The sequence below is a fragment of the Mesorhizobium sp. B2-7-1 genome (genome assembly GCF_006440735.1).
Lineage (GTDB): Bacteria > Pseudomonadota > Alphaproteobacteria > Rhizobiales > Rhizobiaceae > Mesorhizobium.
On the sequence record NZ_VFUA01000003.1, the window covers coordinates 21,362 to 47,273 of the forward strand.

General features: G+C 64.8%; 23 protein-coding genes and 1 tRNA gene. 12 read left to right on the forward strand and 12 right to left on the reverse strand.

Annotated elements, in window-relative coordinates; all coding sequences use genetic code 11:
- Positions 1-30 precede the first annotated feature (30 nt).
- A complete protein-coding gene (locus FJ471_RS01975) occupies positions 31-1,425 on the forward strand; it encodes an FAD-binding oxidoreductase (RefSeq protein WP_140801499.1) in 1,395 nt (464 codons plus the stop codon).
- A gap of 23 nt (positions 1,426-1,448) precedes the next feature.
- Complete coding sequence (locus tag FJ471_RS01980; protein ID WP_140801500.1) at positions 1,449-2,627, forward strand: MFS transporter; 1,179 nt, start codon at positions 1,449-1,451, stop codon at positions 2,625-2,627.
- A gap of 173 nt (positions 2,628-2,800) precedes the next feature.
- Here FJ471_RS01980 and FJ471_RS01985 read toward each other — a convergent pair whose 3' ends face one another.
- The 3 genes from FJ471_RS01985 to FJ471_RS01995 all read right to left on the reverse strand — a co-directional run bounded on the left by FJ471_RS01985 (position 2,801) and on the right by FJ471_RS01995 (position 5,292).
- Positions 2,801-3,331 carry a dihydrofolate reductase family protein gene (locus FJ471_RS01985; RefSeq protein WP_140801501.1) on the reverse strand — a complete coding sequence of 177 codons (531 nt, stop codon included), beginning with the start codon at positions 3,329-3,331 and terminating at the stop codon, positions 2,801-2,803.
- A gap of 201 nt (positions 3,332-3,532) precedes the next feature.
- Positions 3,533-3,609: transfer RNA gene (locus FJ471_RS01990), tRNA-Arg, on the reverse strand.
- Positions 3,610-3,798: 189 nt separating this feature from the next.
- A complete protein-coding gene (locus FJ471_RS01995; protein WP_140801502.1) occupies positions 3,799-5,292 on the reverse strand; it encodes a HAMP domain-containing sensor histidine kinase in 1,494 nt (497 codons plus the stop codon).
- A gap of 257 nt (positions 5,293-5,549) precedes the next feature.
- Here FJ471_RS01995 and rpmH point away from each other — a divergent pair, with 257 nt between their 5' ends.
- Genes rpmH through yidC form a run of 3 tightly spaced genes read left to right on the forward strand, consistent with a single transcriptional unit; the run spans position 5,550 to position 7,901 of the window.
- A complete protein-coding gene (gene rpmH / locus FJ471_RS02000) occupies positions 5,550-5,684 on the forward strand; it encodes a 50S ribosomal protein L34 (RefSeq protein ID WP_008833937.1) in 135 nt (44 codons plus the stop codon).
- 16 nt (positions 5,685-5,700) lie between these two features.
- Positions 5,701-6,054 carry a ribonuclease P protein component gene (gene rnpA / locus FJ471_RS02005; protein WP_140801503.1) on the forward strand — a complete coding sequence of 118 codons (354 nt, stop codon included), beginning with the start codon at positions 5,701-5,703 and terminating at the stop codon, positions 6,052-6,054.
- Between the two features lie 14 nt (positions 6,055-6,068).
- Positions 6,069-7,901, forward strand: a complete 1,833-nt coding sequence (yidC, locus tag FJ471_RS02010; protein ID WP_140801504.1) for a membrane protein insertase YidC — start codon at positions 6,069-6,071, stop codon at positions 7,899-7,901.
- Positions 7,902-8,494: 593 nt separating this feature from the next.
- Here the strand turns inward: yidC and FJ471_RS02015 are convergent.
- Genes FJ471_RS02015 through FJ471_RS02025 form a run of 3 tightly spaced genes read right to left on the reverse strand, consistent with a single transcriptional unit; the run spans position 8,495 to position 11,770 of the window.
- Positions 8,495-10,039: a DHA2 family efflux MFS transporter permease subunit gene (locus FJ471_RS02015; RefSeq protein WP_140801505.1), complete on the reverse strand. Its 1,545-nt coding sequence runs from the start codon at positions 10,037-10,039 to the stop codon at positions 8,495-8,497.
- The gene (locus tag FJ471_RS02020) at positions 10,036-11,313 is read right to left on the reverse strand and encodes an HlyD family secretion protein (protein WP_140801506.1); all 1,278 of its coding nucleotides are present in this window, start codon (positions 11,311-11,313) and stop codon (positions 10,036-10,038) included. Before FJ471_RS02020 ends, FJ471_RS02015 begins: the two co-directional genes overlap by 4 nt.
- Entirely contained in the window at positions 11,306-11,770 is a 465-nt protein-coding gene (locus FJ471_RS02025; RefSeq protein WP_140801507.1) for a MarR family winged helix-turn-helix transcriptional regulator, read from the reverse strand. The genes FJ471_RS02020 and FJ471_RS02025 overlap by 8 nt, the downstream gene beginning before the upstream one ends.
- A 167-nt stretch (positions 11,771-11,937) precedes the next feature.
- On the opposite strand from FJ471_RS02025, the gene FJ471_RS02030 reads away from it, so the two are divergent.
- The 3 genes from FJ471_RS02030 (at position 11,938) to yihA (ending at position 13,668) form a co-directional block, all read left to right on the forward strand.
- On the forward strand, positions 11,938-12,252 hold the full coding sequence (locus FJ471_RS02030) for a hypothetical protein (RefSeq protein ID WP_140801508.1): 315 nt from the start codon (positions 11,938-11,940) through the stop codon (positions 12,250-12,252).
- Positions 12,253-12,346: 94 nt separating this feature from the next.
- Positions 12,347-12,985, forward strand: a complete 639-nt coding sequence (locus FJ471_RS02035) for a CatB-related O-acetyltransferase (RefSeq protein WP_140801509.1) — start codon at positions 12,347-12,349, stop codon at positions 12,983-12,985.
- Between the two features lie 14 nt (positions 12,986-12,999).
- Positions 13,000-13,668 (forward strand): ribosome biogenesis GTP-binding protein YihA/YsxC, encoded by a 669-nt coding sequence (gene yihA / locus FJ471_RS02040; protein WP_140801617.1) that lies wholly within the window; start codon positions 13,000-13,002, stop codon positions 13,666-13,668.
- Positions 13,669-13,699: 31 nt separating this feature from the next.
- Here the strand turns inward: yihA and FJ471_RS02045 are convergent, their stop codons facing one another.
- Both FJ471_RS02045 and FJ471_RS02050 read right to left on the reverse strand, forming a co-directional pair.
- Positions 13,700-16,159 carry a DNA translocase FtsK gene (locus tag FJ471_RS02045; protein ID WP_140801510.1) on the reverse strand — a complete coding sequence of 820 codons (2,460 nt, stop codon included), beginning with the start codon at positions 16,157-16,159 and terminating at the stop codon, positions 13,700-13,702.
- 210 nt (positions 16,160-16,369) lie between these two features.
- Positions 16,370-17,068: a TetR/AcrR family transcriptional regulator gene (locus tag FJ471_RS02050; RefSeq protein ID WP_140801511.1), complete on the reverse strand. Its 699-nt coding sequence runs from the start codon at positions 17,066-17,068 to the stop codon at positions 16,370-16,372.
- A 133-nt stretch (positions 17,069-17,201) separates the two neighbouring features.
- Between FJ471_RS02050 and FJ471_RS02055 the strand changes: the two genes are divergently transcribed.
- Positions 17,202-18,392 carry an HlyD family secretion protein gene (locus tag FJ471_RS02055; RefSeq protein ID WP_140801512.1) on the forward strand — a complete coding sequence of 397 codons (1,191 nt, stop codon included), beginning with the start codon at positions 17,202-17,204 and terminating at the stop codon, positions 18,390-18,392.
- A 151-nt stretch (positions 18,393-18,543) separates the two neighbouring features.
- Positions 18,544-20,127 carry a DHA2 family efflux MFS transporter permease subunit gene (locus FJ471_RS02060; protein ID WP_224669376.1) on the forward strand — a complete coding sequence of 528 codons (1,584 nt, stop codon included), beginning with the start codon at positions 18,544-18,546 and terminating at the stop codon, positions 20,125-20,127.
- A 269-nt stretch (positions 20,128-20,396) separates the two neighbouring features.
- On the opposite strand, the gene msrB is transcribed toward FJ471_RS02060, so the two are convergent.
- The 4 genes from msrB to FJ471_RS02080 all read right to left on the reverse strand — a co-directional run bounded on the left by msrB (position 20,397) and on the right by FJ471_RS02080 (position 23,160).
- Positions 20,397-20,900: a peptide-methionine (R)-S-oxide reductase MsrB gene (gene msrB, locus FJ471_RS02065; protein WP_140801514.1), complete on the reverse strand. Its 504-nt coding sequence runs from the start codon at positions 20,898-20,900 to the stop codon at positions 20,397-20,399.
- A 236-nt stretch (positions 20,901-21,136) separates the two neighbouring features.
- Positions 21,137-21,694 (reverse strand): fasciclin domain-containing protein, encoded by a 558-nt coding sequence (locus tag FJ471_RS02070; protein WP_140801515.1) that lies wholly within the window; start codon positions 21,692-21,694, stop codon positions 21,137-21,139.
- Between the two features lie 207 nt (positions 21,695-21,901).
- Positions 21,902-22,624, reverse strand: a complete 723-nt coding sequence (locus FJ471_RS02075) for an anti-sigma factor (RefSeq protein ID WP_140801516.1) — start codon at positions 22,622-22,624, stop codon at positions 21,902-21,904.
- The gene (locus FJ471_RS02080; protein ID WP_140801517.1) at positions 22,621-23,160 is read right to left on the reverse strand and encodes a sigma-70 family RNA polymerase sigma factor; all 540 of its coding nucleotides are present in this window, start codon (positions 23,158-23,160) and stop codon (positions 22,621-22,623) included. Before FJ471_RS02080 ends, FJ471_RS02075 begins: the two co-directional genes overlap by 4 nt.
- Before the next feature lie 257 nt (positions 23,161-23,417).
- Here FJ471_RS02080 and FJ471_RS02085 point away from each other — a divergent pair, with 257 nt between their 5' ends.
- On the forward strand, positions 23,418-24,914 hold the full coding sequence (locus tag FJ471_RS02085) for an amidase (RefSeq protein ID WP_140801518.1): 1,497 nt from the start codon (positions 23,418-23,420) through the stop codon (positions 24,912-24,914).
- A gap of 102 nt (positions 24,915-25,016) precedes the next feature.
- Positions 25,017-25,910 (forward strand): acetylglutamate kinase, encoded by an 894-nt coding sequence (argB, locus tag FJ471_RS02090; RefSeq protein ID WP_140801519.1) that lies wholly within the window; start codon positions 25,017-25,019, stop codon positions 25,908-25,910.
- Positions 25,911-25,912 lie beyond the last annotated feature (2 nt).

The window sequence follows — 25,912 nt, forward strand, 5'->3', positions numbered from 1 at the left end:
TTAGCATTGTTGGAACCGAGGGAGACAACGATGGAGATTCCTCAACAGGCCGACACGCGGTTGGACCGATCTCATTCGCCGGGCACCGCGATCGAACAGCTGCGGCAGAGCTTGCAAGGCGAACTGGTATTGCCAACGGATGCCGGCTACGATCAGGCGCGCAGAGTCTGGAACGGGGCGATCGACAAACGCCCTGCCGCAATCATCTTTTGCGCCAATCCTGATGACGTCGTCCAAGCGGTGACCTATGCCCGGTCGCAAGGCTGTCTCGTGGCGGTTCGCAGCGGCGGTCATAACGTCGCCGGTCTGTCGGTCTGCGACGATGGACTGGTGATCGATCTATCCCGCATGAAGAAGATCGCGATCGACCCCGAGCGCCGCATTGCCAAAGCCGAAGCCGGCCTCAATCTCGGCGAGTTCGACGCAGCCACACAGGCCTACGGTCTCGCGACGACCATGGGCGTCAACGGCGACACCGGCATTGCCGGCCTGACACTCGGCGGCGGCTTCGGCAAGCTCGGGCGCAAGCATGGTCTCAGCTGCGATAATCTGATCGCTGCTGAAATCGTCACCGCCGACGGACGGCTGTTGCGGACAAGCGCCGGCGAGCACCCTGACCTGTTCTGGGCATTGCGCGGCGGCGGCGGCAATTTCGGCATCGTGACGGCATTCGAATACCGGCTGCACCCGCTCGGCCCGGACCTTCTCGTGGGCTCGGTGCTTCACGCCTGGGATCAGGCGCAGGAGGCCATGCGGTTCTACGACAAATTCTCCCGCGACGCCCCGGACGAGGTGAGCGTCGATGCCGCGCTCGTCACGCTGCCCTCGGGCGAGCGCACCTTCAGCATTTCCGCCTGCTATGCCGGGCCGCTCGAAACCGGCGAGGCCGTCGTCGCGCCGCTGATGAAATTCGGATCTCCCATCGATAGCCGGCTCCAAGCCATCCCCTACGTCCAGATTCAATCGGCGGGCGACAGCCTCTTTCCACGCGGGCGACGCTATTACTGGAAGGCGCAGTTCCTGCGCGGGATCAGCGATGGCGCGATCGAGGCGCTGCTTGACGCTTACACCAAGGCCCCCAATCGCTCGTCCCTGCTGGTCTTCCAGCAAGTCGGCGGCGCGATCGCCCGCGTACCCGCGTCGGCATCGCCCTACGCTAACCGCGATGCGGCGCTCGACTGCTTCCCGATCGCCATCTGGGACGATCCGGCCGATGATGCGGCCAATATCGGTTGGGCGCGCGAGCTTTGGAATGCTGTCAGACCGTTCTCAACCGGCGGCGTTTATGCCAACAATCTTGGCGACGAAGGCGACGAGCGCGTGCGTGATGCCTATGGCGCCAATTATGCGCGCCTCGCCGCCATCAAGAAGCAGTACGATCCGACCAATTTCTTCCGGCTGAACCAAAATATCAGGCCTGGATAATTCGAAAGTCCGTAGGAGGACCCGTGCGCGGCCGCTGGACGATCCTTGCCGTCCTCTTCGTCGCTCGCACCGCGATGGCGGTGCAATTCCAGAGCATCGCGGCCATCGCGCCGGAGCTTGGGAAGGCATTGAACGCCGACCTTGCCGACATAGGCGTGCTCATAGGCCTCTATTTCGCGCCGGGCATCGCGCTGGCGTTCCCGGGCGGTGCGATCGGACGGCGTTTTGGCGACAAGGCAACCGTGCTTGCCGGATTGTTCATGATGCTGGCGGGCGAGGCACTGCTTTGCAGCTCGAGTTCATGGAGCGTGCAGATCGCAGGCCGGCTGATCGCCGGCACAGGCGGCGTGCTGTTGAACGTACTTATGACCAAAATGATGGTCGACTGGTTTGCGGGCCGGCAGATCGCTACGGCGATGGCGATCTTCATCAACTCATGGCCGCTGGGCATTGCCCTGACTCTCGTCGCGCTGCCGCTGATCCAGGCCGGGTTCGGAATTGCGAGCACGCAGATCGCGGTCATGGCGCTTATCGGCGCAGCCCTGGCGCTGGTGGGGTTTTGCTACCGGCCGCCGGGCCACTCCGTCGCCCCGGCTTCGGCGCAAGCCGCGCGGCTCGGGCCGCCTGCCGTCTGGGCCGTGCTGCTGGCAGGCGCGATATGGGCCTTGTACAATGTCGGCTTCGCCATGATCTTCAGTTTCGCGCCGTCGATGCTGGTCGAGCGCGGCTGGTCGACGGCCGCGGCCGGCTCAGAGGTCAGCATCGTGCTGTGGCTCACGGCCCTTTCGGTTGCGCTCGGAGGCTACCTCGCGGACCGCGCGGGAAGCCGCAATGCGCTGCTTGTCGCAAGCAGCCTCGCTTTCGCTGCACTGATTGCTCTGTTGTGGCGCGGCTCGCCGGTGCCGCCCACATTGGTTGCGCTCGGCCTCGTCTGCGGGCTCCCGGCCGGATCGATCATGAGCCTGCCGGCGCGGGTGCTGGCGCCGGCGACACGGGCGCTGGGAATGGGACTCTTCTACATGGTTTACTACGCCACGATGCTGATCGCGCCTTGGCTCGGCGGCAGGCTTGCGCTTTGGACTGGCAGCGCAGGTGCGGCCCTCGGCCTCGGCTCTGCAGCTCTCATGGCCTGTCCGATCCTTTTGTGGGGGTTCGAACGCTGGCTGCTCGTGCAAGCCCGAACGGCACCGCAGGCGATCTGAGACCCGGCGGCGACCTGTCTAAGCTCGTCGTGCTGCACGATGTCGAGCGCTGGAAGGATCATCCGGTCGTCAAGGAGATCGGGGGCTTCAAGATCGTCCGACTCACCTGACCATTTCTGAGCGGACGTTCGAACACTGAATGGCGCGCCCGAAGACGGGCGGGCATCGCGAGATCAGGCGGGAACGTAGGACAACCGGATCACATCCTCGCCGATCCGGTCATGCGCCATCAGGCGCAGCGGCGGCCGGGGTCCGGCGAAATAGGGCTTGCCGTGACCAAGCACCACCGGGTGCAGGTAGATCCGATACTCATCGATCAGGCCGAGTTCGGTGAGACCTCGTGCCAGGTCCGGGCCGGCGACTTCGATCTCGCCGTCGCGTCCGGCCTTCAGCTTGCGGATCGCGCCCTCGAGATCGCCCTCGACAAGCGTGGCGTTGGGGCCGACCGATTGCAACGAACGCGAGACGACCCATTTCGGCTGGCGCCGCCACGCCGCCGCGTAGGCAAGCCGCTCGGAATCCCATTCAGGATGATCGTCGTCCCAATAGCGCATGATCTCGTACATGCGACGGCCGTAGATGCTGCCGGCCTGCCTCCGCGCGTCCTCGATGAAGTGGCGGAAGAGTGTGGGGCTCGGCCCAAACGCCATGTGATCGACGTAACCGTCCAGCGACTGGTTCATTCCGAACACGAGCTTGGCCATTGCCTGTTCCTCACATGGCGTTCGCGCAATCTGATTGCGTTATGCAATCGGTTCAGGTTAGATCGACCGATTTTATTTTGCAATTGGTTTTTGGAGTGCGGATGAACACCCCGTCCGCTCCCGCCAAGCGGATCATCCGGTCGAAAAACCTTTGGGGTGTCGACCTCGTGGATGCGGCGCGAATGGACGGTTTCGAGATTTTGGCGCGCCCGAAGAGATTCGAACTCCTGACCCCCAGATTCGTAGTCTGGTGCTCTATCCAGCTGAGCTACGGGCGCGCAACAGGCCGTGTGTGACACAAGCCCCGCGATCCGGTCGAGACGGCCGGCCGCGATGTGGAGTGTTCCCTAACGACTGAATTTGCGAAAAGCAAGCCGATCCCGGCAAAAGTTTTGTCGCAGGTGTTTTTGCCGGCACTGATCGAGCTGCGTCGCTGCCGATCGGCGGCTCAGCCGGGGGTGACAGCCTCAAGCCGGGCGGCGCAGGCCGTTGCGCGCCTGGTCGAGCCGCACCGGCTGGTCGGGAATGGTGACGGCGAAGACGGTGCGGCCGCCGATCGATTCGACGAGCTCGACCGTGCCGCCATGGGCGCGGATCAATTCATGCGCGATCGCCAGGCCAAGGCCGGTGCCGCCGCTGCGCGCCGAGCCGCGGAAGGCGGCGAACAGGTTCTCGCGCGCCTTGGGCGGCAGACCTGGGCCGGTGTCGCTGACGGTGATGCGGCTGACGCTGCCGTGACGCTCGGCCGCGACCGCCAGCCGGCGCACCACCGCGCTTTCGGTGTCGGCGGCCATCGCCTGCACGGAGTTGCGGCAGAGATTGGTGAGTACCCGGAACAGCTGGTCGGAATCGGCGTCGACCTCGAAGGCGAGCTCGACGCCATTGATGAACTCGATGCCCTCCTCGATGTCGAGCAGGCCGTGCACGTCGTCGACCAGCTGGCGCAGCCTCAGCCGCCGGCGCGACGGCGCCGGTTCCTGCGTGCGGCCATAGTGAAGCACGCCTTCGGAATAGGAGACGGCGCGGTCGAGGGCGCGCAGAAGCTTCGGCGCGAAGGACTGCACGGTCGGGTCCTTCACCTGGCGCAGGCGATCCGACATCAGCTGGGCGGATGCCAGGATGTTGCGCATGTCGTGGTTGATCTTGGAGACGGCCAGGCCGAGGTCGGCGAGATGCTTCTGTTCCGACAGCATCTTCTGCAGCCGGTCCTGCATCTGCGACAGCTCGCGCTCGGCCACCCCGATCTCGTCGGCGCGGTCGCCGGGGCGGATGACGCGGCCGGGATCGTCGGGCGCCTCGGAGAAGGCCAGGATCGAGCGCGTCATGGTGCGGATCGGCCCGATCATGATCAGGTCGATCGCCGCATAGACCAGCATGGCGGTGAAGAGCGAAATCAGCAGCGAGACGACGGCGACGTTGCGCGAGTATCTCAGCATGGCGTCACGCAAGCGGTAATCCGGCATGATCAGCTCGAATTCCTTGTCGCTGTCGCCGACCGGGCCGAAGACGCGCAGCATGCGCTTGCCGCCGAAGAACAGCGTGTCGAGCGCGCCGGTCATGCCGTTGACCAGGCCGACATCGGCGATGTCGATATGCACGTCGACCTGCGGCGGCATGTCGGAAACGACGAGCAGCCGCGAGACGCCGCCGTCGCGCACGGCGATCGCCTTGGCGCCGATCGCCATCAGCACGTCGTTCTGGGCGTTGTGCGACAGCGCGTTGGGCTCGCCCTGCAAGAGCACGATCGATACGGCGGCGGCGGTGCTCAACCGCTCCTTCAGCCAATTGACCCGGTAGCTGGCGATCCAGGGCAGGAAAATCAGGACTTCGGCCAGGAGCACGAAGGCGATGGTGAGCAGGAGGAGCTTGGTCGACAGGCCGCGCGACAGCGGCACCCGGCGCGTCGAATTCGCCGCCGCCGGCCTTGCCTTCCCGGTCGTGGACAGAGTTTCACCCGTCATTGACGCGCATTTCACAAAGGCTTGATCGGCCAAGGTTATGCGATTTGCGGCTTTTTTGCCAATTTCAACCTTGGTCCAGCAAAAAATGCCCTTGGAAGCACCCTGGATTGACTTCCAAAAACCTTCTTTCTATAAGCCCGCTCACGCTCGGGCCATTTGTCCCGGCGCGGTTTCGATCGCGCCTAAGCCGGCCCGGCAAAGCTCCTGTTACAGAGTGACAGAATCAAGAAGGGCCGCACCCCGCGGTATTAAAACAAATGAAGCGTACCTACCAACCGTCCAAGCTCGTCCGTAAGCGCCGGCATGGGTTCCGTGCCCGCATGGCCACCAAGGGTGGCCGAGGCGTCGTTGCCGCCCGCCGCAATCGCGGCCGCAAGCGGCTCAGCGCCTGAGCGGAAGACGAGATCGTTGCCCGCAACCGGCAAGCCAAAGGGACAGGTTCCCGGACGGCTTCTGAAACGCGCGGATTTCCTGGCTGTGCGCGGCGGCGAGAAACGCCGCGGACGGCTTTTTCTCGTTGAAGTTCTCGACCGCGGCGATGCGTCCGCGCCGCGCGTCGGCTACACAGTCACCAAGAAGGTCGGCAACGCCGTGGTGCGCAACCGCGTCCGGCGGCGGCTGCGGGAAGCCGTGCGCGTACATGCCGCCGATGACATGGCGCCCGGCAATGACTATGTCATCGTCGGGCGTGAAGACGTGCTTGCCATACCGTTCGGCCAGTTGAAGGCCGAGCTTTCCCGCCGGCTGCGCGGAACACGATAGGCCAAGGGCTTTCGATGGAAAACAACCGCAATTTCTTCATCACCATCGCGCTGTCGGTGCTGATCCTGACGCTCTGGCAGGTGTTCTATATGAACCCGAAGATGGAGCAGCAGCGCGAGCAGACCCGCATCGAGCAGCAACGCGTCGAGGCGCAGAAGAAGGAAGCGGGCGGTGCCGCCACTTCCGGCGCGTCCGGGACGCAGGCTCCGGCGCCCGGCGCCATCCCCAACGCGCCCGGCGGCGATACCGTGACGGCGGCCAGCCGCGATCAGGCGATCGCCGCGACCAAGCGCGTCAAGATCGACACGCCCAGCCTCGAGGGCTCGATCAACCTGACCGGCGCGCGCCTCGACGACCTGAAGCTCAAGCACTACACCGAGACGGTCGACAAGAATTCGCCCGAGATCGAGCTGCTCAATCCCTCCTCGCTGCCCAACGGCTATTTCGCCGAGATCGGCTTCGTCGGCAACGACACGACCGGCGCCGTTCCGGGCGCGGACACGGTGTGGAGCGTCGACGGCAATCCGACGCTGACGCCGTCGACGCCGGTGACGCTGACCTTCACCAACGACAAGGGCCTGACGTTCAAGCGCACCATCTCGATCGACAACGAATACATGTTCACCGTTTCCGACACGGTGCAGAATTCCGGAACGGCCGCCGTCTCGCTTTACAATTACGGGCGCGTCACTCGTTTCGACAAGCCGGCCGTCGCCAGCACCTATGTGCTGCATGAGGGCCTGATCGGCGTGACCGGCAGCGAAGGGCTGCAGGAGTACAAATACGCCAAGATCGAGAAGGACAAGGAATACACGCCCAGCAAGTCGACCAATGGCTGGCTCGGCATCACCGACAAGTACTGGGCTGTGACGCTCATCCCGACCGAGAAGCAGCCCTTCCAGCCGAAATTCTCCTATTTCGAGTTCAAGGACGGACCGCACAGCCACAGCTACCAGTCCGACTATCTGTCCGACGCGATCAGCGTCGCGCCGGGACAGTCGACGACGGTCGAGTCCGAGATCTTCGCCGGCGCCAAGGAAGTCTCGACCATCAACGCCTATGCCAAGGACCGCCAGATCCGCCAGTTCGACCTTCTGATCGACTGGGGCTGGTTCTATTTCATCACCAAGCCGATGTTCTGGCTGATCGACACGCTCTACAAATTCTTCGGTAATTTCGGCCTGGCGATCCTCGCCACCACCGTCGTCGTCAAGGCCATCTTCTTCCCCTTGGCCAACAAGTCCTATGCCTCGATGGCGAATATGAAGAAGGTGCAGCCGAAGATGGTCGAGATCCGCGAGAAATACGCGGACGACAAGATGAAGCAGCAGCAGGCGATGATGGAGCTCTACAAGACGGAGAAGATCAATCCGCTGGCCGGCTGCTGGCCGGTGGCGCTGCAGATCCCGGTCTTCTTCTCGCTCTACAAGGTGCTCTACATCACCATCGAGATGCGGCACGCGCCGTTCTTCGGCTGGATCCACGACCTTGCGGCGCCCGATCCGACGTCGGTCTTCAACCTGTTCGGCCTGCTGCCGTTCGCGGCGCCCGCCTTCCTGCCGCATATGGGCGCCTGGGCGGTGGTGATGGGCATCACCATGTTCCTGCAGATGCGCATGAACCCGGCGCCGCCGGACCCGACGCAGGCGGCGATCTTCACCTGGATGCCGGTGATCTTCACCTTCATGATGGGCTCGTTCCCGGCCGGCCTCGTCATCTACTGGGCCTGGAACAACACGCTGTCGATCCTGCAGCAGGGCGTGATCATGAAGCGCCAGGGCGCCAAGATCGAATTGTGGGACAATCTGGCGGCGCTATTCCGCAAGAAACCATCGCCGGCGGAATAGCCGGCACCCCGACCCCCACACCAAAACCCCGGCCAATGGCCGGGGTTTTTCGTTGGAAATGCCGACGGGACAGCGCCACCTTCGCGATTGGCCGTGTCTCTCTTCCCGGTCGTCATTCCGGGGCGGAGCAAGGAGCGAAGCGACGCGCGCAGACCCTGGAATCCATGCCGTTACGCTAAGGCATTGCAACGGTTACAGAATTCTGCGCTGCTACACTCTGCGGCAAAGGTCACGGAATGGATCCTCGGGTCAAGCCCGAGCATGACGACGTCACAGGGGGTTCGGCCGATCTCCAACGTCGGTGCCATTCGGACAAGGCGATCGCGTGTGGCTTTCGGAGTTCAGATAACCGGCATGCCTTGATCGGCGGCGTTGCGTTGGCCTTCACCGATAAACCCATACGTGATTGCCCTCGATGTGCCGGGGCGAGAATGATTTTCGCAAATTTATCAGAAGCCGTGAAACTCCGCGCCGGCTCGCTTCGTATGATCCCAGTCCTCCCCAAAGGGCCGGATCGCTTCCGGCGCAACGACGCCGGTGTTTGGGAGGCTGTCCGGCAGGCCGGGATCCCGCGGCGGCGGGATCCCGGTCCTTCATTCCATGACGGCGCTGTGATCGATCTTGGCCGGCGTGCCCGGCTTGCGCAGCAGAAGCACCAGCGGGATGGCGGCCAGGGACAGGATCATCATCAGCTTGAAGTCGTCGACATAGCTGATGATCGTCGCCTGCAGCGTGACCAGGCCGTCGAGCGCGGCACGGCCGGCGGCGGTGTAGGGGCTCAGCGCCTGCGAGATCGCCGGATCGCTGAAGGCCGGATTGTAGGGCGTCACATAGGTGGCGATGTTGGCGTGGTTGATCTGCTGGTTCTGCGTCAAGAGCGCCGTGACCACCGAGATGCCGACGCTGGAGCCGATATTGCGCGACAGATTGTAGAGGCCGGTGCCTTCCGCGCGCCGTTCCGGCGCCAGCGTGGCGAAGGTGATGGTGGTGAGCGGCACGAACAGGAAGCCCAAGCCGGCGCCCTGGATGAAGCCGGTGCTAATGATCGTCCATTGCGAGACGTCCGGCGTCCAGCCGGTCATGTCGTACATCGCCCAGGCGGTGATCGCAAGGCCGATGAACAGCAGCCAGCGCGTGTCGACCTTGCCGACCAGCCGGCCGACGATGAACATGCAGGCCATTGTGCCGAGGCCGCGCGGCCCCATGACGATGCCGGCGGTCACCACCGGATAGCCCATCAGCGTCTGCAGGTAAGGCGTCATCAGCGCCAGCGAGGCGAGATAGGTGATGCCGATGATGAAGATGAACACCATGCCGACGGCGAAGTTGCGGTCGAGGAACAGCCGCGGGTTCACGAAGGTGTCGCGCGCGGTGAAGGTGTGGACGATGAAGATGTAGAAGGCCGAGGCGCAGACCAGGGCCTCGACGATGATCTCGGCTGAGGAGAACCAGTTGAGCTGCTCGCCGCGGTCGAGGAACATCTGCAGCGAGGCGATGGCGATCGAGAGCATGCCGAAGCCCAGCCAGTCGAGCCTGGCCTTGAGGTCGAGCTTGGTTTCCTGGACGAACATCGAGACGCCCATAAAGGCCAGCGCGCCGATCGGCACGTTGATGTAGAAGACCCAGCGCCAGGAGACGTTCTCGGTCAGCCAGCCGCCGATGACCGGCCCCAGCACCGGGCCGACCATGACCGAGACGCCGAACAGCGCCATGGCCGAGCCGCGCTCCTCGACGCTGTAGATGTCGAGCAGGATCGACTGCGACAGCGGCACGAGCGCCGCGCCGAACAGGCCCTGCAGCAGGCGGAAGCCGACGATCTGCGGCAGCGACTGCGCGAAGCCGCACAGCACCGAGGCGACGACGAAGCCGGTGATCGCCACCAGAAGGATGCGCTTGCGGCCGAAGCGGTTGGCCAGATAGCCGGATGGCGGCGTCATCACGGCCGCGGCGACGATATAGGAGGTAAGCACCCAGTTGATCTGGTCGGCGCTGGCCGAGACGCTGCCCTGGATATAAGGCAGCGCCACATTGGCGATGGTGGTGTCCAGCGCCTGCATGATGACCGCCAGGATCACGCAAGCGGTAATGGCGCCGCGATTGGCGACCGCGGGCGCGCCTGTCGCGGAAGCGGTGGTCATGACTTTTGTCCGAACCGCTTGAAGAGGTCGGTGACGAAGTCGGGCAGGCCGCGGGCATGGCCGGTGTCGATGCCGACCACCGCGCTCATGCCGCCGCGCAGCGGCGGCTTGCCGTCCGGATCGTCGATCGTCACCCGCATCGGGATACGCTGCACGACCTTGACCCAGTTGCCGCTGGTGTTCTGCGCCGGCAGCAGCGAGAAGCTCGACGAGGAAGCCGGGCTGATCGAGCCGACCGTGCCGTGCCAGACCTCGCCCGGATAGCCGTCGATGCTGATCGTCGCCTCCTGGCCCGGGCGCACATAGGTCAGCTCGGTTTCCTTGGGCTCGGCGGCGATCCAGATGTCGGTCGACGATACCAGGCTGAAGGCCGGCTGCGAGGCCGGCAGGTACTTGCCGACCTGCAGCGCGTCGACATTGGTGACGACGCCGTCGAACGGCGCCTTGACGATGGAATCGTTGAGGTTGCGCTGGGCGTCGTCCACCGCGGACTGGGCCTGGAGATAGAACGGGTTCTGCTCGACCGGCTGGCTGGCGTCGCCGCCGAGCTGGGCAAGCATCGCCTGCGCCTGCGCCTTGGCGACGGTCACCTTCTGGCGGGCGGCGACGAGGTCGTGCTGGGCGCTGTCGAAGGTCGCCTTGGAAGCGGTCGAGGTCTTGAGCAGGTCCTGCTGACGCTGGAAGGCCGACTCGTAATAGGGGATGTCCGCTTGCGCCTGGTCGATCGACGCCAGCGACTGCTGGTAGCTTGCCTGCAGCGTCAGCACCTGGTTGCGCACGGTGCCGAGCTGCGCCTTGGCGCCGGCGAGCGCGGTTTCGAAGGAGGCGGGCCGCAGACGGAAGAGCACATCGCCCTTCTTCACCGCCTGGTTGTCATGCACGTCGATCTCCTGCACGGTGCCGGAGACGTCGGTCGAAACGCCGAGCGACTGCGCCTGGATATAGGCGTTGTCGGTGGTCATGACCTGGCCGCCGACGACATAGTAGTAGCCGCCGGCCACCAGCGCGACGGGCAGCAGCGCGAACAGGATCGGCCGCGTCCGGCTGCGGCGCGGCTTTACGGGAGCGGGCGGAGCCACCGTGACGGCAGCCGGCTTCGGCTGTGCCGAGGGAGCCTCGGCTGCCGGCTCCGGGGCAATGGGGGTTTCCAGCTCGTCGTCTTCGACGACAGGCGGATTGCCGCGCCTCTGCTCGCGCTGGCTGTCCAGGTGAATGACCTGGTCGCTTGCTCTTTCCTCGTCGGCGGGCTTTCTGGGTGAGTTTCCTTCAGACATTGACTTTCTCCCGGTCGACGGCCGGCTGGGCGCAGGCCTCGAGCAGATTGGATTTGATCAGGCAAAGGGTTTGCAGCAGTTGCCGCTGCGCGTCCGCGGACAGGCCGGTGAAGGCCTCCTCGCGCGTCTTCTGGCCGTTGCTGCGCATCACTTCGATGAGCGGATGGGCCTTCGGGGTCAGATAGAGAAGCCATGCCCGGCGGTCGGCCGGATCGGGCCGGCGTTCGATGAAGCCGCCCGCCTGCATCTTGTCGAGCAGCCTTGCCAGCGTGATCGGCATGATCTCGATGAGGTCGGCCAGCTTGTTCTGGTGGATACCCTCATGCAGCGAAAGATAGGCCAGCACCTGCCATTGCGCGCGGGTCAGGCCGGCGGCGCGCGAGCGCTGTTCGAAACGCTTCCTGAGCAGGCGCGCGACATCGTGCAGCACGAAGCTGATATTGGGCGAGGTGGACATGGGAGGTCTTCGGAATCGGCGAACAAGCCTTCGTGAGCATGCTTATTATCATCATGCACATAATCCTGCTGGACGCGGAGCGCAAGACCGACTAAGGCGCTTGGTAAAAATATCGCATAGGCCAGAACCCCGGCCGGACCGGCGCGGGTTACGGCAAGGACAAGACGATGAACCGGCTCAAGATCACCATGCTGGCGCTGCTCATGGGATACGCCTTTCCGGCTGCCGCGAAGGACGCGGTGAGCTGCGGCGGAGCTGCGATGCTGGGCGGCGCGCAGCTCAACTGCAGCCACGTGCAACCCAAGGCGCCGCCGCAGTTCTGCACCTTCAGCTGGGCGCTGCACACGACGACCGGCGACCAGAAAATCGTCGAGGGCAGCTTCTCGCTGCCGCCCGGCGCCTCGAACGTCCAGGTGTATCAAGGCAGCGGCTTCGACAGCGCCCTTTCCAATCCCATCGTGATCTGCCGCGGCAACCGTTGAACGGTTGGCGCTGGAGAACGGATCACGTTAGTTTGATAGCGCGCGGGTGTCGGCAGCCGCGCCGGAACATGCCTGCTACCATGGAGGGACCGCGATGACCGGACCCAACCCCGACATCAAGCATCCGATCGCAATGCATCCGCGCGTCGGCTTCCTGAAGGGGCTGGTGACGTCGCCCAACATCGAGATCGGCGACTTCACCTATTACGACGATCCCGACGGTCCCGACAAATTCGCCGAGAAATGCGTGCTGCATCACTACGACTTCATCGGCGACCGGCTGGTGATCGGCAAGTTCTGCGCCATCGCGGAAGGCACGCGCTTCATCATGAACGGGGCCAATCACGCCATGTCCGGCTTCTCGACCTATCCGTTCAACATCTTCGGCCATGGCTGGGAGGAAGGCTTCGACCCTGAGACATGGTCGAAGGAGATACGCGGCGACACTCTTATCGGCAATGACGTGTGGATCGGCATGGATGCGGTGATCATGCCGGGCGTGACGGTGGGCGACGGCGCCATCGTGGCGGCGAAATCGGTTGTCACGCACGACGTGCCGTCTTATGCGATCGTCGCCGGCAATCCGGCCAAGGTGGTGAAGATGCGCTTCGACGAATTCACGGTGCGGCGGCTGCTCAAGGCGGCCTGGTGGGACTGGCCGGTCGACAAGATCGGCCGCAACCTCAATGCCATTCGCGGCGCCGACATTTCCAGGCTGGAGGCAGCGGTTTGAACGCGCCCGAAAAAATGACAGGCGACAAGAGCACGAACCAAACGGCGATCAGCCCGGAGCTGTTCACCCGCGGCTGGGTCTTCATCCGCGGAGTGCCGTCGATGAAGTTCCTGCCGCCGGAAGGGCCGCCGGAGATCGCCTTCGCCGGCCGCTCCAATGTCGGCAAGTCGTCGCTGATCAACGCGCTGGTCGGGCACAAGGGCCTGGCGCGGACGTCGAACACGCCGGGCCGCACGCAGGAGCTCAACTATTTCGTGCCGGACGGCTTTTCCGGCGAAGGCGCCGACCTGCCGCCGATGGCGCTGGTCGACATGCCGGGCTACGGCTATGCGAGCGCGCCGAAGGACAAGGTCGATGAGTGGACCAAGCTGATCTACGAATATCTGCAGGGCCGCGTGACGCTGAAGCGCGTCTATGTGCTGATCGACGCGCGCCACGGCATCAAGGCCAAGGACGAGGAAGTGCTGACCCTGCTCGACAAGGCTGCGGTGTCCTACCAGGTGGTGCTGACCAAGACCGACAAGATCAAGGCCGCCGGCGTGCCGAGGCTGATCGAGGAGACGCTGGCCAAGATCAAGAAGCGGCCGGCGGCGTTTCCGGTGGTGCTGGCCACCTCGTCTGAAAAAGCCGCGGGGCTGGATGAGCTGCGCGCGGCGATCGCCCTGGTGGCGAACGGCGGCTGACGCCGCTCGCCAGAGGCCGATCCTCCAGGGATCAATCCGTCTCGTCGCGTTCGGGCTCACGATCGCGCCGGCCGGTCAGGATCTCGCGCTTGCCGACATGGTTGGGGGCGCCGACAAGGCCTTCCTTTTCCATGCGTTCGACCAGCGAGGCGGCGCGGTTGTAGCCGACGCCGAGGCGGCGCTGGATGTAGGAGGTCGAGCATTTCTTGTCGCGCTTGACCACTTTGATGGCCTCTTCATAGAGGGCATCGCCATCCTCCTCGGCGATCGCGCTTTTGTCGAAGACCGGGCCGGTATCGGCCGCTTCCTCAGCCTCTTCCTCGTCGGCGGTGACGGTGTCGAGATATTCGGGGCGCCCCTGCGCTTTCAGATGCGCCACGACCTGCTCGACCTCCAGGTCGGAGACAAACGGGCCGTGCACGCGCGAAATGCGCCCGCCGCCGGCCATATGCAGCATGTCGCCCTGGCCGAGCAGCTGCTCGGCACCCTGCTCGCCAAGGATGGTGCGGCTGTCGATCTTGGACGTCACCTGGAAGGAGATGCGGGTCGGGAAATTGGCCTTGATCGTGCCGGTGATGACGTCGACGGACGGGCGCTGCGTGGCCATGATCAAGTGGATGCCGGCAGCGCGCGCCATCTGCGCCAGGCGCTGGATGGCGCCTTCGATCTCCTTGCCGGCGACCATCATCAGGTCGGCCATCTCGTCGACGATGATGACGATATAGGGCATGGGCGCGAGGTCGATCGAGCGTTCCTCGAACAGCGGCTCGCCCGTGCCCCTCTCGAAGCCCGTCTGCACCTGCATGGTCACGACCTCGCCCTTGTCACGGGCGCTTGCGGCGCGCTGGTTGTAGCCGTCGATGTTGCGCACGCCGAGGCGCGCCATTTTGCGGTAGCGGTCCTCCATCTCGCGCACCGCCCATTTCAGCGCCGTCACCGCCTTCTTGGGATCGGTGACGACCGGCGTCAGGAGATGTGGGATGCCGTCATAGACGGAGAGCTCCAGCATCTTGGGATCGACCATGATGAGGCGGCATTCCTCCGGCTTCATCCGGTAGAGCAGCGACAGGATCATGGTGTTGATGGCGACCGACTTGCCCGAGCCGGTGGTGCCCGCCACCAGCAGATGCGGCATCTTGGCGAGCTCGGCGATGACCGGTTCGCCGCCGATCGTCTTGCCGAGGCCGAGCGCCAGCTTGCAGGAGGTGTTGCGAAAACCGGCCGAGCCGATCAGCTCGCGGAAATAGACCGTCTCGCGCGTCTCGTTGGGCAGCTCGATGCCGATGACATTGCGGCCCGGCACCACCGCGACGCGGGCCGAGATGGCCGACATCGAGCGGGCGATGTCGTCGGCCAATCCGATGACGCGGCTCGATTTCACGCCCGGCGCCGGCTCGAACTCGTAGAGCGTGACGACCGGACCGGGGCGGACATGGATGATCTCGCCCTTGACGCCGAAATCCTCCAGCACGCTTTCGAGCAGGTCGGCGTTCTGCTCCATCCGCTCCTGCGACATGTAGAAGCCCTGGCCTTCCGGCGGCATCTGCAGAAGATCCTCGGAGGGAAGCGCGTAGCCGGCCATCGCGGATAGCGGCATGACCTCTCCGGCCATGGGCAGCGAAGGCGCCTGCCTGGCCGTCCGCACACTCGACGGAGCGGAAACCGGCATGGGCTCGACAGGTGCAGGCTGGACGGCTGCCGCGGCCGGCGCCGAGGCGAAGCCGGCGTCCGCCACGTTGGAGCGCCATTCGATGACCCGGTAAAACGCCGTCGCCTCGCTCATGAAGGCGGCGCGGGTCTGGTTCGGCTCGGCTGCCGGACGATGCGCCGGCGTCGGCTTGACGGGGGGCTGCGCCGGAACGGCGGGCGCCTGACCGGCTTCGTTCAAACGTGCCCGCGCCAGGCGCTCGGCGAGGAAGGGCATGCCGAATTCGAAGAAGGCATGGTCGGAAAGATAGGACCAGCGCAATCCCGTCATGCGCGGCCTGGGCGCCGCAGCGGCAGCGGCCTGGGGCGACGCGGCCGGAGGAACGGGGATCGCGGCTGGGGTGACCGTGGAAGGCGCGCGGGCCGCTTTGGCTTGCATCGGCGCCGCGGCAGGAGCGGCTGTGACGGCGGGACTTTTCCGGACCGGAGCGGCCGGCGCCGGCCGGACAGATTCGCGGATGGGCGCCTTGTTCTGCGCGGCATCTTCCTGCGGGGCGGTTCGCTTGGCGAGGTCGGTGTCCGGCGTGCGGGTAAAGCGCACATTGGGCGCGAGGAAGAAATAATTCTGCCATGTCGGGCGGTTGAACTCGCCGTCATCGGCCGAGTCGGACGATGCGGCGTGAGCCGCGTCCGATTCGCCCGCCGGCGCCGCGCGCAAGGCGACCACCTGCCCCGCTTGCGGGCCTCGGCCAGCGCTCCCGACATCCTCGGCGCGGTCATCGTCTTCGCCGTTGTAGGCGGAAGCGCCGGAAAGGTTGGCACGGGAAAAGCGCATGGATGTCATTCTCGAGACTCGCCGATTGAACGTCTCCCGAGACATAGGAAGCGATGGTTAACAGGTCCTTCCGAAAGTGCCTGCCGGACGATGGCGATCGATATTTTAAGAGGGTCGGCGGACGACCTCGACGGCGTCGCGTTCAGCCGTCATGTCCGCGCCCTCGAAGGCGCGCCACGGCCCTTCGGTCTCGCTTCGGATCCACACGCCTGATGGCGGTCAGGCGGATTGCAGCGCCCGTTCCTCGGCGAGGAATTTTTCGGTTGCGTAGGCCTTGAGGAACACATCGACGCCGGACGTCACGATATGCTCGATCTCCGCCAGGCTCGGCGCCTTGGTGCGGTAGGAAAAGATGCACTGGCGGAACAGGCCGGCGAGACAGAGTTCGGTGAACTGATAGGCGGCAAGGTCGACATCGTCGATCTTGAGCAGGCCGCGTTCGACGGCTTCGGCGAGGAAGGCCATGACCTTGTCGTGGCCGCGCTTCGGGCCGCGCTCGTAAAAACGCGCGCCGAGCTCGGGTATCCTGTCGGACGCGCCGACCACGGTGCGCTGGGCCTGGATGACCTTGGCCGAGGTGATCTTGGCGGAGAGCCCCATGCCGAACTTCACCAGCGTGTTGCGCAGGTCGTCGAAATGGTCGAGCACCTCATACATGTTCTTGAAGATGGTGCCGCGCTCTTCCTCGATGAGAGCCTCGAACAGCTCTTCCTTGTTCTCGAAATAGACGTAGATCGTGCCCTTGGAGACGCCGGCCTCGCGCGTTATGTCGTTCATCGAGGCGGCCTCGAAGCCCTTGTCTATGAAGACGCGTCGGGCGCCTTCGATGATCTGGGCGCGCTTGACCGGGTCCTGTCCGGCCGCCGGCCGTCCCTTGCGTAAGTCGAGCAGATCGCTATCGGCTGTCGTTTCGACCATGGAAGTCATTCCTTAGAAAATATTTCGAACCGCTCGGTTCGATTTCCTCTTGATATGGTCCTCTTTCCGCGCTATGTCAATCACCAATTCGAACCGAACGGTTCAGTATGACTGACATTCCAGAGAGATACTCATGTCCTCCAACGCGCCCGCCACCGCCGAAGTCCGCACGTTTCCCAACGCCAAGGTCCAACCGTCGACCGAAGCGCCGGAAGTTCCTGTCCAGCCCGCCGCTCCCGTCGCGGCTCCGGCCGAAGGGCCTGCCAAGAAGAAGCGTTCGGTGCGCTCTTTCCTTTTGCCGATCATCGGCCTCGCCCTGCTCGGCGCCGGCTCCTGGTATGGGTATGACTATTGGACCGACGGCCGGTTCATGATCTCCACCGACGACGCCTATGTCCAGGCCGATATGTCGTTCGTGTCGCCGAAAATATCCGGTTATATCGACAAGGTGCTGGTGAGCGAGAACCAGCAGGTCAAGGCCGGCGACCCGCTGTTCGTCATCGACAATGGCGACTACAAGATCGCGGTCGCCCAGGCCGAGGCGCAGATCGCCACATTGAGCAAGACGCTCGACCGCATCGATGCCCAGACCAAGGCAGCCGAGGCTTCGCTGCAGCAGGCCCAGGCCTCGAAGGTCGCGGACCAGGCCGCCGCCGACAATGCGGCGCGCGCCCAGGACCGCGCCGCGCAGCTGCTCAAGACCCATGTCGGCACGCAGGCGCAGCTCGACGACGCCCAGACCGCGCTCGACCAGGCCAAGGCGGCGCTTGTCGGCGCCGACGCCCAGATCGCCGCGGCGCAGGCCAATATCGGCGTTCTGGAAGCGCAGCGCGCGGAATCGGCCTCGACGCTGGCCTCGCTGCAGCTCACCCGCGACAAGGCCCAGCGCGACCTGTCCTTCACCGTGCTGAAGGCGCCCTATGACGGCGTCGTCGGCAACCGCTCGGTCGAGCAGGGCGACCTCGTCAGCCCTGGACAGAAGCTCGCCGTCGTCGTGCCGATGGACAAGCTCTACATCGTCGGCAACTTCAAGGAGACGCAGCTCGGCCACATGGTGCCTGGCGAGAAGGTCCGCATCACCGTGGACGCGATCGACGGCCAGGCCTTCCAAGGCACGGTCTCCTCGTTGGCGCCGGCTTCGGGCGCGGTGTTCTCGCTGCTGCCGCCGGAAAACGCCACCGGCAACTTCACCAAGGTGGTGCAGCGCGTGCCGGTGCGCATCGACGTGCCGGCCGACGTCTTGAAGACCGGCAAGCTGCGCGCGGGCTTGAGTGTCGTCGTCGCGGTCGACAGCCGCACCGCGCCGGCCTCGACGACCAACTAGGCTATTGGGGGGCGGTTCGGTGGCCATTCGAGCGCCGGGCCGCCCAGCCTGCTTTATCCGTTTCGACGCAATCCGGGACCGCCAACGCTCGTCCTCGAGAATTGCTTAGGGAGGCCATGACATGGCAACCGCAACCATCACCGCAGGATCAATGCCCGGACGCCCGGTCGTCGCCGCGCCGGCCCTGCCCGCGGACCATATGCCTGTGCGCCGCGTCGTCGCCTTCCTGGCGATGGTGTTCGGCATGTTCATGGCGATCCTCGACATCCAGATCGTCTCGGCATCGCTGTCGGAAATCCAGGCGGGCCTCTCGGCCAGCTCCGACGAGATCCCGTGGGTGCAAACCGCCTATTTGATCGCCGAGGTGGTGATGATCCCGCTATCCGGCTTCCTCAGCCGCATGCTGTCGACGCGCGTGCTGTTCACCACCGCGGCGGCCGGCTTCACCGCGGCCAGCGCGCTGGCCGCCACCGCCACCAACATCGACCAGATGATCGTCTACCGCGCCATCCAGGGTTTCATCGGCGGCGGCATGATCCCCAGTGTCTTCGCGGCCGCCTTCACCATCTTCCCGCCCTCCAAGCGCGCCGTCGTCTCGCCGATGATCGGCCTGGTGGCGACGCTGGCGCCGACGATCGGCCCGACGGTGGGCGGCTATATCAGCCACGCCATGTCCTGGCACTGGCTGTTCCTGATCAATGTCGTGCCCGGCATCCTGGTGGCGACGGCGGCCTGGGCGCTGATCGATTTCGACAAGCCCAACCTGAAACTGTTCTCCAAGTTCGACTGGTGGGGCCTGGCCGGCATGGCCGCTTTCCTCGGCTGCATGGAATATGTGCTGGAGGAAGGCCCGAACCATGACTGGCTGCAGGAGCCGGCAGTGTTTGCCTGCGCCGTCATCATGACCATCGGCGGCATCATCTTCTTCTGGCGCGTCTTCACCGCCGAGGAACCGATCGTCGACCTCAGGGCGTTCAGCAACGTCAATTTCGCCTTCGGCTCGCTGTTCTCCTTCGTCGTCGGCATCGGCCTTTACGGGCTCACCTACCTCTATCCGGTGTTCCTAGGGCGCATCCGCGGCTACGATTCGATGATGATCGGCGAGGCGCTGTTCGTCAGCGGCCTGGCGATGTTCTTCACCGCGCCGATTGCCGGCATCCTGTCGAACAAGATCGATCTCAGGCTGATGATGATGATCGGCTTCCTCGGCTTCGCCACCGGCACATGGTGGATGACGCATCTCACCGCCGACTGGGATTTTTATGAGCTGCTTATCCCGCAGATCCTGCGCGGCTGCTCGATGATGCTGTGCATGGTGCCGATCAACAACATCGCGCTCGGCACGCTGCCGCCGGACCGGCTGAAGAATGCGTCGGGCCTGTTCAACCTGACCCGCAACCTCGGCGGCGCTGTCGGCCTCGCGGTGATCAACACGGTGCTGATCGACCGCAACGCCTTCCATTATGCAAGGCTTTCCGAGCATGTGCAGTGGGGCAGCGCGGCGGCGCAGGAGAAGCTGCAGAACATGACGCAGAATTTCGAGCAGACCGCCGGGCTCGATGCCACGACGGCCGCGATCTCGAAACTGTCCGGCATGGTGCAGCAGCAGGCGGCGCTTTTGTCCTTCATGGACGTGTTCATGATGCTGACGGTGCTGTTCGCCTCGCTCGGATTCTTCGTGCTGTTCATCAACAAGCCGGCCCAGCAGGGCGGCGGTGGCGGCGGAGGCCATTGAGGAGCCGGAACCCCCGCCTGGCTTCCTCAACGCGTGACCCCGGAAATCGGCGACGATTTCCGGGGTCATTCTTTTGGGAGAAATCGCATAGGGCGCTCCCCCTCACCCAGCCCTCCGCTTCGCTCGGCTGACCTCTCCCCGAGGGGAGAGGAGACTGTCGGCGCCGGCGCCAACCTCTTCTCCCCTCGGGGAGAAGGTGGCCGCGAAGCGGAGGGCTGGGTGAGGGGGAGCGCCCTATGCGATTGACCTGTGTTGGCGCCGGGGCCTGCTCAGGCAGACGCCGGCTTGAAGCTGAGCGCCACGCCGTTGATGCAATGGCGCAGGCCGGTGGGCGGCGGGCCGTCGTCGAAGACATGGCCGAGATGGCCGCCGCAGCGTCGGCAATGCACCTCGGTGCGGGTCATGCCGAGCGAATTGTCCACGGTCTTGCCGATGGCGTTGGCGATCTCCTGGTAGAAGCTCGGCCAGCCGGTGCCGGAATCGAACTTCGTCTCCGACGAATAGACCGGCAGGTCGCAGCCGGCGCAGGCGAAGATGCCCTTGCGATGCTCATTGAGCAGCGGGCTGGTGCCGGGATATTCCGTGCCCTGCTTGCGCAGCACGTCGAAGGCCTCGTTCGAAAGAATGGCATGCCATTCGGCATCGGTCTTGGTGACCTCGAAGGTCTCGGCGGCGAGAGCGGGCTTGGGTCCGCCGGCGCGCAGCATCGCTCCGGATCCGACGATGAGAGCGGCAACGGCAGCCCCGCTCCAGAGAAAATCGCGACGGTTCATGGCCGTTCCTCCTGACGCATTTTGCCAAGATAGAGCGCCATCCGGAAATCAAAAGCCGGTGACGCGCTATCCGTCATGTTGAACAATCCCAGACGCAAAACCGCTTCGCGCCTTCCTGGAATTGCTGCTCCGCGCGCCCCTGGCGGGACGACGCGGAGCACACCCTTGCCGGCGGCGCGGATCTTGGATGTCGCGGCCGGCGCTCAGCCATGTCTTCGCCGGCCAGGTCCGCTTTGTTACATCTTCGGCAAGAGAACCTTGTCGATGACGTGGATGACGCCGTTCGACTGGCGGACATCGGCGATGGTGACGTGGGCGACATTGCCATTCTCGTCGGTGACGGTGACCTTGCCGCCCTTGGCCTTCAGCGTCAGCTCGCAGCCGCCGACCGTCTTGACCTGGTGGGCGCCGCCATCGGCCTTGGCCATCTTGGCGACGTCGGCGGCCAGCGCCTTGGCGGCGATGACATGGCAGGTCAGCACCTTGGTCAGCTTGTCCTTGTTCTCGGGCTTGAGCAGCGTGTCGACCGTGCCGGGCGGCAGTGCCGCGAAGGCCTCGTTGGTCGGCGCGAAGACGGTGAAGGGGCCAGCACCCTGCAGCGTGTCGACCAGGCCGGCGGCCTTGACCGCTGCGACCAGGGTGGTGTGGTCCTTCGAATTGACGGCGTTCTCGATGATGTTCTTCTTGGCATACATCGGGGCGCCGCCGACCATCGGATTGGCGGCATAGGCAACCGCCCCGAGCGCGGAAAAGCCGAGCGTAGAGGCGAGCAAAAGGGTGGCGAGTTTACGCATGATGTCAGTCTCCTCGGGTTGTTTCTTCCCGTCCTTGGGAACACGGGGAGATACGAGCTCGAAAAAAGTTAGTTTCACGCGCGTCGAGAGATTTTTTATTCGTTCGATTTATTTCTCTCGTATCACCTGTAGCGACAGCGGACTTTCGCCGCTTACCAAAGGCGAGCGGTAGACTTTAATTAGTCTTTGAGAATATGCCGATCGAGATCAGATGCCCTTCAGGTCACCCGCGGCGACGACAGGGCCGGTCGGCTGGCCGGTCGGCGAGCCGCCGGTCGGCTCGAGGCTGACGGCGAGCACGGCGCCTTGCGCGAGCTTCTGCTGGACGGCCGGGGTGACGGCCATGCGCGCCGTCGGACCGGCGGGAATGACGCCCATCGAGACCGGCGCGTTCTTGCCCTCGATCATCCAGAGCTCGAAATCCTTGCCGGCGCCGCGGTCGCCGGAGACCAGCGACAGGCCGACCTCGTGGCGGGCGGCGTCATAGACGGCAAGGTATTTGACATTGCTGTTGTCGGCGGCCAGCGAGGCGACAAGCCGGGTCTGCGGCTGCGTGACGGGCGGATTGACGTAAGGCAGGGCGGCATAGACGGCCAAAGCGGCAATGGCCGCGGCGGCGAGGCCGCGCCAAAACGCCAGGCTCGCCCACAGGCTGCTGCTGGACGACGTGGACGTGGACGCCGACGACGCGAACAAGCGGCGGTCGATCGCCACCTTCACGGAAGCCGGCGGCTCGACCGCGGCATATGCCGCGGCCATCGGCGCGAAGTGGACCTCCCAGGCATCGACCAGGCGGGCGAATGCCGTCTCGGTGTCGATGCGACGGGACGCGATCTGGCGTTCGTCGGCGGCCAGAACGCCGAGAACGTATTCGGCGGCGAGCAGGTCGTCGCCTCCACGTTCCGGTCCGTTGTCTTCCGCCAGCGTCATCTTTCCAGGCATTCTCTAAGTTTGAGCAGGCTTCGCCGCAGCCAAGTCCGCATCGTGTTCAGCGGAACCTTGAAGCGCTCCGCCAGCTCGGCATAGCTCTCGCCGCTCAAATAGGCGCCCCGGACGGCCGCCGCCCGGTCTTTTTCCAGTTCGTCGAGGCAATGGTAGATGCGTTCGGTCTCGCCGCCCGCCACAGCCATGGCCTCGGGTCCCGGCGTCGGATCGGCGACGTCGAGGGCTATGTCGATGTTGGCAGAAGGACTGCGCCGCGCCCGGATGCGATCGATCGCATGGTTGCGTGCAACGGCCACCAGCCAGGAAATCGGGCTCAGATCGGAAACCGCGAAACGATCCGCCTTCGTCCATATCTTGACAAAGACTTCCTGCAGCGCTTCTTCCGCATCTCCCCTGTCCCTCAAGACACGAAGGCAGACGCCGAAAAGTTTCGCGCTGGTCTGCCTGTAGAGCAGATCGAACGCGGCCCGATCCTTCATCGAAGTCCGGACAATCAGCTTGCTGATGTCCTGCGGCGCCATAGCGGCAAATTAGAAGATTGCGATTTATTTGCAACGGGTGCCGGAAGCCTTGTTTACCGAGGGCCGCGGGCTGATCCGACACACTTCGGCATGGTCCATTGCCAAGCAAATCGGGCGCGGCTGGAGCGTTTCACCGTTTCACGGAAACGGCGAACCGCTCTATCTCCTCCTGCTTGTCTTGGCGCAATTCCCGACGGAAAACCGCTCACACTTTTCCTGGAATTGCTCTAGCCTCTTCGAAAAGAGCGGGGATGCGGATGTCGATCGAGCGCGTGCTTTGGGAGCAGGATGCGACAGGGCTTGGCGAGCTCGTGCATCGAGGCGAAATCGCGCCGCAGGAGCTGGTCGACGCGGCGATCGCGCGCGCCGAGGCGACCCGGCCCGACATCAACGCCATTGCCACGCCGCTTTACGACGCCGCGCGGGCACGGGCGAAGACCGTCGACCGCACGCTGCCGCTGGCCGGCGTGCCGTTCGCGCTCAAGGATCTCGGCATCGGCCTCAAGGGCGTGCCGATCCATGGCGGCAGCCGCATCGCGCCCTTCACCGCCGATTTCAACTCGGTGATGGTCGAGCGTTATCTCGCAGCCGGCCTGATCCCGATCGCAACCAGCACCTCGCCCGAGCATGGGCTGAGGCTGATGACGGAGTCTGCCCGCTTCGGCATCACCCGCAATCCCTGGAACACCGGTCATACGACCGGCGGCTCGTCCGGTGGTTCCGCCGCGCTGGTGGCGGCGGGCGTGGTGCCGGTGGCGCATGCCTCCGACGGCGGCGGCTCGATCCGCGTGCCTTCGGCCTGCAGCGGGCTGGTCGGCCTGAAGACCTCGCGCGGCCGCGTGCCGCTGACGCCGCTGGTCAGCGAAAGCTGGTACGGCATGGTCGTCGACCATGCCGTCAGCCGCTCGGTGCGCGATACCGCGCTTCTGCTCGACCTCACCCATGGCGCCGATCCGCTCTCGCCCTACACGGCACGCGCGCCGCAAGGGTTCTTCGCGGTCGCCGCGGCGCGCGATCCGGGCAAGCTCAGCCTCGCCGTATACCGCAAATCGCCGCTCGGCCTGCCGATCTCGGCCGAGACGCTTGCGGCGCTCGACACCGCGGTGGCGCTGGCGCGCGAAGGCGGCCACACGGTGGAGGAGATCGACCTGCCTTTCATCGGCCGCGACTTCATCGCCGATTTCTGCAAGACGGTCGCTTCGGCCGTTGCCGGCACGATGCGGGGCGAGGCGCAGCGCGTCGGCCGGCCGGTGACCGGCGAGGTCGAGCGCTCGACGCGGGTGCTCACCCGGCTTGGCGAAATGCTGTCGGCCGGCGAGGTCTATGAGGGTGTGCAGCGGCTCAACGCCACGGCGCGGCGGCTGATCGAAGAGACCGCGCGCTTCGACGCCGTGCTGATGCCGATCATCGCGCACCCGCCTTTAGCCTGCGGTTCGATGGATCCCAAGGGCGCCGACGAAGTCATCGAGAACCTGCTCGATAAATTGCATCTCACCCGCCTGCTCAAGGTCAAGGCGCTGTTCGGCCAACTGATGGACAAGAGCCTGTGGTTCACCCACTGGCCGGCGATCCAGAATGTCAGCGGCCAGCCGTCGATCGCGCTGCCGGTGCATGTCACGGCGGGCGGCCTGCCGCTCGGTGTCCAGGCGGCGGGGCGCCCCGGCGACGAGGAGACGCTTTTGTCCTTCGCCGCGCAGATGGAGAAGCTTTCGGGATGGCTGAAGCGGCGGGCGCCGCTCAAGGTGCCTGCCTAGAAGCTCGGCACGATTTCGTCATTGTGAGCGCAAAGCCGTTTGCCCCCTGCGGCAATTCCCGCTAAGACGCCGCCGTCTTTCCTAGAAGCCGGGAACCCACCGATGACGGACATCGCCGCCACCGCCGAAATGCAGGCCGCGCTGCTTTCCAGGGCGCTGCCCTATATGCAGCGCTACGAGAACAAGACGGTGGTGGTGAAATATGGCGGCCATGCCATGGGCGATCATGAGCTCGGCAAGGCCTTCGCCCGCGACATCGCGCTTCTGAAACAGTCCGGCGTCAACCCGATCGTCGTGCATGGCGGCGGGCCGCAGATCGGTGCCATGCTCACCAAGATGGGCATCGAATCCAAGTTCGAGGGCGGCCTGCGCGTCACCGACCAGAAGACGGTCGAGATCGTCGAGATGGTGCTGGCCGGCTCGATCAACAAGGAGATCGTGGCGCTGATCAACGCCGAGGGCGAATGGGCGATCGGGCTCTGCGGCAAGGACGGCAACATGGTGTTCGCCGAAAAAGCGCGCAAGACCATGATCGATCCGGATTCCAACATCGAGCGGGTGCTGGATCTCGGCTTCGTCGGCGAGCCGGTCGAGGTAGACCGCACGCTGCTCGACCTTCTGGCACGCTCGGAGATGATCCCGGTGCTGGCGCCGGTGGCGCCCGGCCGCGACGGCCATACCTACAACATCAACGCCGACACGTTCGCGGGCGCAATCGCGGGCGCGTGCCGCGCCTCGCGCTTGCTCTTCCTCACCGACGTGCCCGGCGTGCTCGACAAGAACAAGAAGTTGATCGACGAGCTGACGGTCGCCGAGGCCAAGGCGCTGATCAAGGACGGCACCGTGTCAGGCGGCATGATCCCGAAGGTCGAGACCTGCATCGAGGCGATCGAGCGCGGCGTCGAGGGCGTCGTCATCCTCAACGGCAAGACGCCGCATTCGGTGCTGCTCGAGCTCTTCACCGAACATGGCGCCGGCACGCTGATCGTTCCGTAGAG

Excerpts from the sequence above, each read along its gene's own strand:
- FJ471_RS02015 (WP_140801505.1), bottom strand. The coding sequence starts at position 10,039 with ATGACCACCGCTTCCGCGACAGGCGCGCCCGCGGTCGCCAATCGCGGC.
- FJ471_RS02055 (WP_140801512.1), top strand. The coding sequence starts at position 17,202 with ATGTCCTCCAACGCGCCCGCCACCGCCGAAGTCCGCACGTTTCCCAAC.
- FJ471_RS02085 (WP_140801518.1), top strand. The coding sequence starts at position 23,418 with ATGTCGATCGAGCGCGTGCTTTGGGAGCAGGATGCGACAGGGCTTGGC.
- FJ471_RS02080 (WP_140801517.1), bottom strand. The coding sequence starts at position 23,160 with ATGGCGCCGCAGGACATCAGCAAGCTGATTGTCCGGACTTCGATGAAG.
- argB (WP_140801519.1), top strand. The coding sequence starts at position 25,017 with ATGACGGACATCGCCGCCACCGCCGAAATGCAGGCCGCGCTGCTTTCC.
- FJ471_RS02035 (WP_140801509.1), top strand. The coding sequence starts at position 12,347 with ATGACCGGACCCAACCCCGACATCAAGCATCCGATCGCAATGCATCCG.
- FJ471_RS01975 (WP_140801499.1), top strand. The coding sequence starts at position 31 with ATGGAGATTCCTCAACAGGCCGACACGCGGTTGGACCGATCTCATTCG.
- FJ471_RS02060 (WP_224669376.1), top strand. The coding sequence starts at position 18,544 with ATGCCCGGACGCCCGGTCGTCGCCGCGCCGGCCCTGCCCGCGGACCAT.
- msrB (WP_140801514.1), bottom strand. The coding sequence starts at position 20,900 with ATGAACCGTCGCGATTTTCTCTGGAGCGGGGCTGCCGTTGCCGCTCTC.
- rpmH (WP_008833937.1), top strand. The coding sequence starts at position 5,550 with ATGAAGCGTACCTACCAACCGTCCAAGCTCGTCCGTAAGCGCCGGCAT.
- FJ471_RS02045 (WP_140801510.1), bottom strand. The coding sequence starts at position 16,159 with ATGACATCCATGCGCTTTTCCCGTGCCAACCTTTCCGGCGCTTCCGCC.
- FJ471_RS02020 (WP_140801506.1), bottom strand. The coding sequence starts at position 11,313 with ATGTCTGAAGGAAACTCACCCAGAAAGCCCGCCGACGAGGAAAGAGCA.
- FJ471_RS02070 (WP_140801515.1), bottom strand. The coding sequence starts at position 21,694 with ATGCGTAAACTCGCCACCCTTTTGCTCGCCTCTACGCTCGGCTTTTCC.
- FJ471_RS02075 (WP_140801516.1), bottom strand. The coding sequence starts at position 22,624 with ATGACGCTGGCGGAAGACAACGGACCGGAACGTGGAGGCGACGACCTG.
- yihA (WP_140801617.1), top strand. The coding sequence starts at position 13,000 with ATGACAGGCGACAAGAGCACGAACCAAACGGCGATCAGCCCGGAGCTG.
- FJ471_RS02030 (WP_140801508.1), top strand. The coding sequence starts at position 11,938 with ATGAACCGGCTCAAGATCACCATGCTGGCGCTGCTCATGGGATACGCC.
- FJ471_RS02025 (WP_140801507.1), bottom strand. The coding sequence starts at position 11,770 with ATGTCCACCTCGCCCAATATCAGCTTCGTGCTGCACGATGTCGCGCGC.
- yidC (WP_140801504.1), top strand. The coding sequence starts at position 6,069 with ATGGAAAACAACCGCAATTTCTTCATCACCATCGCGCTGTCGGTGCTG.
- FJ471_RS01985 (WP_140801501.1), bottom strand. The coding sequence starts at position 3,331 with ATGGCCAAGCTCGTGTTCGGAATGAACCAGTCGCTGGACGGTTACGTC.
- FJ471_RS01995 (WP_140801502.1), bottom strand. The coding sequence starts at position 5,292 with ATGACGGGTGAAACTCTGTCCACGACCGGGAAGGCAAGGCCGGCGGCG.
- FJ471_RS02050 (WP_140801511.1), bottom strand. The coding sequence starts at position 17,068 with ATGGTCGAAACGACAGCCGATAGCGATCTGCTCGACTTACGCAAGGGA.